Origin of the sequence: Bradyrhizobium sp. (assembly GCF_016462955.1) — a bacterium.
Lineage (GTDB): Bacteria > Pseudomonadota > Alphaproteobacteria > Rhizobiales > Xanthobacteraceae > Bradyrhizobium.
In genome coordinates this window covers 1-4227 of record NZ_JAEMSD010000546.1, presented here as the reverse complement: position 1 = coordinate 4227, position 4227 = coordinate 1, and the positions used below count along the sequence as shown (strand labels likewise).

Below are 4227 nucleotides of genomic sequence, written 5' to 3'. Positions count from 1 at the left end.
GCGCTCGACACGGTGGAGGGCGCGCCGGAGCTGAACGAGGCGCTGCGCGTGACCACCGAGCGCATCCTCGCCACCTTGCCGTCGGCGCGACTTGCCTGCGTCAACGTGCTCAAGCTGAACCGGCTTGCGATCGACCGGATGCTGGACGAACAGGGCTCCAATAAGCACATCGACCGTCTGGTGGCACTCAGGCACTGGGCAACGCCGCTCAACCTGGATGAGAGCCGGCTGTCGGCTCATGTGCTGGAGGCGGTCGATCCCGCCGCCGCAATCCTGGAGTTCGCGCAATCCAACCAGGTCGACCACGTCATCATCGGCGCGCGGCAGAGCTCGTTCAAGCGCACGCTGCTCGGCAGCGTCTCGGCCAAGGTGGCCTCGGAGGCGTCCTGTACCGTCACCGTGGTGCGGCCGCCGCGGATGGCCGGCGATCCCCGCGAAACGGCGGGTTAGGCCGCTAGGTGCCGTCCGGCTGGATCAGGCGGCGTGGACGGTGTGGGCGGCGCGATTGCGGCGGATCGGCCAGCAGAACTGCGGCCCCGGCTCGCCGTGATCCGCGCTGCCGCCGAAATACTGGATGATCTCGCGGCAGGGCTCGCAATTGAACAGGTTACGCGACGCGGACGCCTTGGTCATTTCCTTCAGGCAGTTCGGGCAATGCGGTTTCATGGGCGGTCCGGAAAAAGGAAGTCTCAGTGTCGGCGTGGCGAGCCAAACGAACGGTCGAGGTCCGAATGGTCGAGCCCGGCGTCATCGTCCAGCGTGGCATCGGTGCGCTCGAGGCGGCCGAAGAAATAGTCGAGGTTCGGATGCGGACGGCGCGGAATACGGCACCTGCGCTTCGGCTGACGTTTCACGAGGGCGAGCTGCATGGCATCAGCGCCGGCGAGGAAGAAGATGGATGATGCGGCCGGAAGATGCGACCTTCACCGGTCGTGCGACGTAGAGGCCGCGAGCTGCAATCGCCGCATTGAGTCCTAACCACAACGCTACGCCAGTCCAAATCAGGGTCGTCGTCATGATGTGCTCCCGTCAAAAGCAGGCAGGAGTCACTTGCGGTGATTTGCACGAATCAGGGAAGTCCGGATGAGTACGGATTCGAGTTGCAATTTTAGGCATTGCGCGCCGCACGACCCGTAGAAGCCGCAGGGCTTTCCGGATGCGACCGACCTGTCTTGCCGCTGCGCGCATCGTCGAGGATGTCGCGGACGTGCGCGGGGTTGCGAACGCAGCGAAAGCCGTAGCTCCCGGTGTAGTCGGTATCGGGCGAGCGCGTCGACCGCCCCGATGCGAAGTTGAGGTGGCCGGCACCGCGGCCGATGTCGAGGATTTCGAAGACTGCATCCATGCCCTCGAACGAGGTTTGGCTCACCGTCGGTCTGCCCCAGGCGGTGCGCAGGATCAGCGCGCGGCGATCGGTAATCACGTAAAGCGTTTGCAGGTCGTGCAGCAGCATCACCGCCGGGGCGGCAACCATCGCAATCCCGACCATGACTAGGGGTTGAGCAGCCTGGTCGATCCAGCCGGCCCTGAGCGCGAGGACGGTCAGCGCCATCCAGGGAAATCCGATCCACCAGAGAAATCGCCACATGGCCGCGCGGGCGATGCCGTCGGGCTGCCCCCGCCAGACCACCCGCTCTCCATCGCGCAAGGACTCGGCGAGAAGGCGAAGCAGGCCCGCCGAAAACGGAGTTGCGCGCAAGTCATCCATTGCCGTTGGTCGCAGCGGCCGCCGCTCGAGTTCGGACGGCGATGGCCTCAAATCGCTTCGCCGCGGGCGCCCAGTGCCGCATTGCGGATCGCCGCGATGTTGGTCTTGTAGGCTTCTTGCGTGCCGCCCTTGAACACGGAGGTGCCGGCGACGAAGGCGTTGGCGCCGGCCGCGGCGAGCGGGCCCGCGACGGCGTGGCCGACGCCGCCGTCGACCTCGATGTCGATCGGGCGTCCCGCCGTCATGGCGCGGATGTCGCGTATCTTGGCGATCGCGGAGGGGATGAAGGCCTGGCCGCCGAAGCCGGGATTGACCGACATCACCAGAACGAGGTCGACGAGGTCCAGGACGTATTCGAGCGCGCTGATCGGCGTCGCCGGATTGAGCGAGACGCCGGCCTTCTTGCCGAGTGCGCGGATCGCCTGCAGCGAGCGGTGCAGGTGGGGACCTGCCTCCGCATGCACGGTGATGTGGTCGCAGCCGGCTTTGGCGAAGGCCTCGAGATAGGGATCGCAGGGCGAGATCATCAGATGCGCGTCGAAGATCTTCTTCGTGTGCGGGCGCATCGCCTTGATGACGTCAGGGCCGTAGGAGATGTTGGGAACGAAATGTCCGTCCATCACGTCGACATGGATCCAGTCGGCGCCGGCGGCATCCACGCTGCGCACCTCCTCGCCGAGCTTGGAAAAGTCCGAGGCCAGGATCGAGGGGGCGATGGCCAAAGGGCGGGGGACGAAGGCTTGGGTCATGGCGCATTTTCCCGTGGCGACGGACGACGAAGGGCCTCGCCTAACATGGGCCTCCGTGGCGGGCAATGCAGGAGGGGCGGGCTTCCTGTGGGCGGAAATTTCTGCCGCGGCCGGCATGAATTGCCGACGTTCCCGCGGTCTCCACGACCCGGCGGATGCGGATTTCGTTGAGCTTTTCGCGATGGCACGGCGCTTGCTGACTTCAGCCGCAGAAATATTGGTCGCGGCATGCCGCGCCCCATTGGAGTTGTGCAATGTTGCTCGCCCTTGGTGCGGTATCGAGCGCGCTCGGCGCGATCCAGTCGCTGGCGAATGCGAAATCGTCGTCGGCGGCGCACAAGACAGGCTCCTCGCAGAGCGCGGCGACCAATCCGTTCGCGATCGACAGCGGCAGCAGCAGCGCGACCGCCGCGACCTCCTCGGTCAACCCAGGCAAGCATCCGCAGATCTCGCCCGAGACGATGAACGCGCTGTTCGCGGTGCAGGGCCAGTCGGCCGACGGCGCGGGCGCGACATCCTCAACGACGAAGAGCCGCGAGGCTGCGCTGAAGGACCTGTTCTCACAGATCGACGCGGACGGCAACGGCAAGATCACCAAGTCCGAGTTCGAGGACGCCCTCGGCGCCGGAGGCACCAATCTGGCGAAGGCCGGCGAGGTGTTCTCCAAGATGGACGCGAATGCGGATGGCGACATCGATCTCGGAGAGATGACGAAGGCGCTCCGGGGCGGCCAGGGCCATCACGCGCAGGGTGTCGGCGGCGCAGGCGATGGCTCGGACTCCTCGTCGCAATCCGGCGGCGGCTCGACGTCGACCACGACGACCAATGCCGATGGCTCGACAACCACCACCGTCACCTATGCCGACGGCTTCAAGATGTCGACCACCGTGCCTGGCGCTTCCAGCACTTCGAATGCCAACGGCGGCGGCAATTCGCCTTATGACTGGTTCGGGCAAATGATGCAGCGTCAGGCGCAGGCTTCGGCGGGGTCGGCATCATCGATGTCGATGAGCGTGTAAGCGCGCCCCGAGGCTAACCCGCATATTCGTGCGTGATGTCACGATAGACATAGCGGTCGCGGATCTCGCGATTGAAGAAGATCCCTTTCGAGCGCGCTTGACTGAATGCAGCGGCGGCCTCGGGCGGGACGTCCTCGTAGAGGTAGATCCTTCCGCTGACGAAAGTCACCTTCAGCTCGCGCGTATCCGGCGCATATCGAAAGAAGCGGATCACGGACGACGGCATGACGAACATCTCGGCCCGCCGGGACAACGCCGTATCAGCCGTTTCGTTTCTCCCTAGCCGAACTTGTCCTTCCACGCCGGCAGTGCACCGGGGAACGGCAGCGCGGTCGCGCTGTACACGCCGCTTGCGATCGCGCGTGCGACCACGTTGGCGGCGACCATGCCGAGCTCGGTGAGCCCCACCAGCGGCTCGATCGGCTTCTCGCAGGTGGCCGCGGCAAACAGCACGTCGCCGTCGAGCGGGGCGTGCACAGGATAGATCGCGCGGGCAAATCCGGTCTGCGCGATCATGGCGAGCCGCTTGGCCTGCGCCTTGCTCAGGATCGCGTCGGTGACGACGAGGCCGATCGTGGTGTTCTCGCGCTCGCTCGCGGCCGGCCCGCCCTTGATGCGCATCGCCAGCATGTCGGGCGTGAACGCAGGCGGAAGGCCCCGGCCGCCGAACTCGCCGTTTTCCTCGAACGGCGCGGCCCAGAACCAGGGACCGTTGCCGACGGTGACGCTGCCGACCGCGTTCACCACCATG

8 protein-coding genes are annotated in these 4227 nt (G+C 65.9%); 3 read left to right on the top strand and 5 right to left on the bottom strand.

Annotated features, from left to right (window positions below; translation table 11 throughout):
- Window positions 1-450, top strand: a 450-nt coding sequence (locus JHD07_RS34015) for a universal stress protein (protein WP_291630124.1), incomplete at its 5' end; no start/stop codon positions are given.
- A gap of 24 nt (window positions 451-474) precedes the next feature.
- Here the strand turns inward: JHD07_RS34015 and JHD07_RS34010 are convergent.
- Window positions 475-666 (bottom strand): hypothetical protein, encoded by a 192-nt coding sequence (locus JHD07_RS34010; RefSeq protein ID WP_291630123.1) that lies wholly within the window; start codon window positions 664-666, stop codon window positions 475-477.
- 26 nt (window positions 667-692) lie between these two features.
- On the opposite strand from JHD07_RS34010, the gene JHD07_RS34005 reads away from it, so the two are divergent.
- Window positions 693-902, top strand: a complete 210-nt coding sequence (locus tag JHD07_RS34005) for a hypothetical protein (protein WP_291630121.1) — start codon at window positions 693-695, stop codon at window positions 900-902.
- Between the two features lie 206 nt (window positions 903-1108).
- Here JHD07_RS34005 and JHD07_RS34000 read toward each other — a convergent pair whose 3' ends face one another.
- Window positions 1109-1708 carry a hypothetical protein gene (locus JHD07_RS34000; protein ID WP_291630118.1) on the bottom strand — a complete coding sequence of 200 codons (600 nt, stop codon included), beginning with the start codon at window positions 1706-1708 and terminating at the stop codon, window positions 1109-1111.
- A 47-nt stretch (window positions 1709-1755) separates the two neighbouring features.
- Window positions 1756-2457, bottom strand: coding sequence for a ribulose-phosphate 3-epimerase (gene rpe, locus JHD07_RS33995; RefSeq protein WP_291630116.1), 702 nt, complete (start codon window positions 2455-2457; stop codon window positions 1756-1758).
- Between the two features lie 254 nt (window positions 2458-2711).
- Between rpe and JHD07_RS33990 the strand changes: the two genes are divergently transcribed.
- On the top strand, window positions 2712-3476 hold the full coding sequence (locus tag JHD07_RS33990) for an EF-hand domain-containing protein (protein WP_291630115.1): 765 nt from the start codon (window positions 2712-2714) through the stop codon (window positions 3474-3476).
- Window positions 3477-3489: 13 nt separating this feature from the next.
- Here the strand turns inward: JHD07_RS33990 and JHD07_RS33985 are convergent, their stop codons facing one another.
- Together JHD07_RS33985 and JHD07_RS33980 are read right to left on the bottom strand one after the other, a co-directional pair.
- Complete coding sequence (locus tag JHD07_RS33985) at window positions 3490-3702, bottom strand: KTSC domain-containing protein (protein ID WP_291630113.1); 213 nt, start codon at window positions 3700-3702, stop codon at window positions 3490-3492.
- A gap of 53 nt (window positions 3703-3755) precedes the next feature.
- A partial coding sequence (locus JHD07_RS33980; protein ID WP_291630110.1) for a P1 family peptidase occupies window positions 3756-4227 on the bottom strand: 472 nt, incomplete at its 5' end.